Source organism: Aquabacterium sp., from assembly GCF_041915145.1.
GTDB lineage: Bacteria > Pseudomonadota > Gammaproteobacteria > Burkholderiales > Burkholderiaceae_C > Aquabacterium.
Genome location: NZ_JAYSBZ010000136.1, coordinates 1 through 3,842, shown reverse-complemented (window position 1 = coordinate 3,842; position 3,842 = coordinate 1). Strand labels below are relative to the sequence as shown.

Below are 3,842 nucleotides of genomic sequence, written 5' to 3'. Positions count from 1 at the left end.
GGCGTTCAGACCACGTGGGACGAAGCCGCGCAGCGGCTGGCCGAGAAGCTCTCGGTTTACCTGAGCCCCTGAGTCTGCGCCGCGCCATGTCTGCATCTGATTCCACGCCGTCCGACTCCACTGCACCTCAGGCTCCGGCCTACGACCCCACCGCCAAGCAAAAGGCGGAAGCGAAAACCTCCCGCATCCCGATCAAGGTGGTGCCGGCCGAGGTGCTGAAAAAGCCCGAGTGGATCCGCGTCAAGGCCGGCTCGCCGAGCACGCGCTTCTACGAGATCAAGCAGATCCTGCGCGAGCACAAGCTGCACACCGTCTGCGAAGAAGCCTCGTGCCCCAACATCGGCGAGTGCTTCGGCCACGGCACGGCCACCTTCATGATCATGGGCGACAAGTGCACGCGCCGTTGCCCGTTCTGCGACGTGGGCCATGGCCGGCCCGACCCGCTCGACGCGAACGAGCCCGAGAACCTGGCCAAGACCATTGCGGCGCTCAAGCTCAAATATGTGGTCATCACCAGCGTCGATCGCGACGACCTGCGTGACGGCGGCGCGGCGCACTTCGTGGAATGCATCCGCAAGACGCGCGAGCTGTCGCCGCAAACCAAGATCGAGATCCTCACGCCGGACTTCCGCGGCCGCCACGAGCGCGCGCTGGGCATCTTGAAAGAAGCCCCGCCCGACGTGATGAACCACAACCTCGAAACCGCGCCGCGCCTCTACAAAGAAGCCCGCCCGGGGTCGGACTACGCCTTCAGCCTGAACCTGCTCAAGCAGTTCAAGGAGCTGTTCCCCGAGGTGCCGACCAAGAGCGGCATCATGGTCGGCCTGGGCGAGACGGACGACGAAGTGCTGCAGGTGATGCGCGACATGCGCGAGCACCGCATCGACATGATCACCATCGGCCAATACCTCGCGCCCTCGGGCCACCACCTGCCCGTGCGCCGCTACGTGCACCCCGACACCTTCAAGATGTTCGAAGACGAGGCCCTGAAGATGGGCTTCACCCACGCGGCGGTGGGGGCCATGGTGCGATCGAGCTACCACGCCGATAAGCAGGCGGCGGGCGTGCTGGGAGTCAGTTCAGGTTAGACCGTGGTTCAGCAGGGGGGATGACGATGGATGGTTTGTGGAAATCAATGGCCGCGATGCTGGGCCTCCTGGGCTGGGTCGCATGCGGGCCGGCCTGGGCGGAAGACACGTCGAGCCGAGCGCCGTCTTTCGGCACCTGGGGTGTCGAGGCCCAGTTCATCTCGGGCAAGGTGGCGGCGGGCGACGACTTCTATCGCCACGTCAACCTGGGCTGGCTGGAGTCGGCGGCGATTCCAACTGGTTTCCCGATGGCAGGCTCTTTCGTGAGGCTCATGCTGCAGACGGAAAAGCAGTTGCAGTCGATCGTCGAGCATGCCCAGGCGGGTCCGTTGGTGGCCGGCGAGCCGGCTCAGCAGGTCGCCGATCTGTATGCCAGCTTCATGGACACCAAGCGGCGCGATGCCTTGGGCATCAGCACGTTGGCGGGCCAGATTGCCGACCTGATGCAGGTCTCCAGCCGTCGCGAGATCGCCCGTCGCATGGGGCAGGTGGGTTACCCGTCCATCCTGGGCGTGGCGGTTGCGCCGGATGCGCAGGCGCCTGACCGTTACCTGCTGTCGATTCAGCAGAGCGGGCTCGGGTTGCCTCGCGAGTATTACCTGCTCCAGACCGAACCCTATCTCGGCACGCGATTGGCTTACCGCGACTACATCGCGGGGGTCTTCAACCGGGCGGGGATTCCCCACGCTCAGGCGCGAGCTGACGCGGTGTTGAATTTCGAAAAGAAGCTGGCTGCGGTGCATTGGACACCGGAGCAATCGCGGGATGCGTTGAAGACGTATCACCCTCTGACGGTTGGGGCGCTGAAGACGTATGCCCCCGGCATTGACTGGAAGGCGCTGCTCGGCGCGTCCGGGTTCGGTGCGGTGACAACGGTCAACCTCACGCAGGACTCCGCGATCAAGCGGGAGGCGGCGCTGTTTGCCGCGACCCCGGTTGGCACATTGCGCTCGTACCTCGTGTTTTCGTTCCTCAACAGCCGCGCTCCGCTGTTGTCTCGGGAATGGGCCGATGCCCATTTTGAATTCTTCGGGCGTCGGATGGCCGGGATTTCTGAGCAGCGCCCGCTCGACAAGCGGGCGCTGGACTTGGTGCAACGCGCCACCGCCGAGCAGGTGGGGCGGCTCTATGTCGAGCGCTACTTCCCGGCGGAGTCCAAGGTGGCCATCGACAAACTGGTGACCTTCTTGCTGGCGGCGTGTCGCGAGCGGCTGCAGCATTCCGAGTGGATGGACCCGCAGACCATGGCGGCTGCTGTGGCCAAGCTGGATGCGGTCACGGTGAAGATCGGTTTCCCCGACCGCTGGCACGATCTGCGTGCGATTCGCATCGCGCCGGACGACCTGCTGGGCAACCTGACCCGGATCGAGGCCTGGCGGCAGCAAGATGCTCAAGCCAAGCTGCGTGAACCCGTGCGCAAGTGGGAGTGGGATCCGGTGGTGATGCCGCATGTCATCAACGCCTACTACAACGCGGCTGGCAACGAAATCGTGTTCCCGGCGGCGATCTTGCAGCCGCCCTTTTTTGACCCCAAGGCGGACCCGGCGGTGAACTTCGGCGCCATCGGCATGGTGATCGGGCATGAGATCAGCCACGGATTCGATGACCAGGGCAATCGCTACGACGGTCAGGGCAGGCTCCGCAATTGGTGGACGGATGCGTCGCGGCGAGGCTTCACGCAGCGTGCCGAACGTCTGGCCGCTCAATATGACCAGTACGAGCCGCTGCCTGGTCTGCCCCTGAACGGCCACTTGACGCTCGGTGAGAACATCGGCGACATGGGCGGCTTGGCCATCGCCTGGACTGGCTACCAGCGCCTGATCGCGAAGGACTACCAGGGGCATGCCCCCGTGATCGACGGCTACACCGGCGAGCAGCGGTTCTTTCTGGGGTACGCCCAGCTCTGGCGGTCCTTGTACGTCGATGGCTTCCTGCGCAACGTCACCCTGACCGACCCGCATAGTCCCGGACCGTTTCGGGTCAATGGCGTGTTGCGCAACTTCACGCCCTGGTACGACGCCTTCGGGGTCACGCCGCAGCACCAGCTGTATCTGCCGCCCGACCAGCGCATCAGCATCTGGTGAGATGTGCGCAGGCGTGGGGCGAGCAGGTTGGCGGTTGTCAGCCAACGCGCGCGTCACGCCATTTGGCGGGCGTCGTGCCCGTCCATCGCTGGAAGGCGCGGTAGAACGGGCTGACGTCGGCAAAGCCGAGTTCGTGGGCGATGTCCACGAAGCTGCGGTCGGTCTGCTCAACACGCTGCAATGCCTGCTCGCAACGCGCGTCGTCGAGCAAGCGGGTGAAGCTCAAGTCGAAATCTTGCAGGCGCCGCGCCAGGGTGCGCTCGGTCAGGCCAAAGGCCGCCGCTGCTTGGGCGCGGGTGGGCAGTGGCGGGCCGAAGTGCGAGCGGATCCACGCGGCGAGCGCGTCGAGCAGATTGCCGTTGCTTGAGAGCGCGTGCAGCCGCGAGGCGGCGTATTCGTCGTGCAGATGCGCCAGTTGCGAGTCGGCCTGCGGCAGGGGCTGGTCGAGTTGCTCGTTCTTGAGCAGCAGGCCGTTGTAGATCTGATCGAACTCGACCGGGCAGCCCAGCACCTTCTGATATTCACTCGTCGGCCCGACGCGGCCGTGGCTGAAGCGCGCCAGCAGCGGTGGGCGCGTGTTTTGCGCGATCCAGTGCGTGAAGCTCACCGTGGCGGCCAGCACGGCCTCGATCTGATGCGGGCTGAAGGCCAGCTCGCCTTGGCAGGGGTG

3 protein-coding genes are annotated in these 3,842 nt (G+C 65.3%); 2 read left to right on the top strand and 1 reads right to left on the bottom strand.

Annotated features, from left to right (window positions below; translation table 11 throughout):
- The first annotated feature begins 86 nt into the window (after window positions 1-86).
- Window positions 87-1,088 carry a lipoyl synthase gene (gene lipA, locus ACE3SS_RS15065; protein WP_374595353.1) on the top strand — a complete coding sequence of 334 codons (1,002 nt, stop codon included), beginning with the start codon at window positions 87-89 and terminating at the stop codon, window positions 1,086-1,088.
- Window positions 1,089-1,108: 20 nt separating this feature from the next.
- A complete protein-coding gene (locus ACE3SS_RS15060; RefSeq protein ID WP_374595351.1) occupies window positions 1,109-3,172 on the top strand; it encodes a M13 family metallopeptidase in 2,064 nt (687 codons plus the stop codon).
- A gap of 37 nt (window positions 3,173-3,209) precedes the next feature.
- Here the strand turns inward: ACE3SS_RS15060 and ACE3SS_RS15055 are convergent.
- Window positions 3,210-3,842: helix-turn-helix domain-containing protein (locus ACE3SS_RS15055; RefSeq protein WP_374595349.1), on the bottom strand; the 633-nt coding region annotated here is incomplete at its 5' end.

What these genes read in the sequence shown, in the direction of transcription:
- ACE3SS_RS15060 (WP_374595351.1), top strand. Translation starts at nt 1,109, where the DNA reads ATGACGATGGATGGTTTGTGGAAATCAATGGCCGCGATGCTGGGCCTC.
- lipA (WP_374595353.1), top strand. Translation starts at nt 87, where the DNA reads ATGTCTGCATCTGATTCCACGCCGTCCGACTCCACTGCACCTCAGGCT.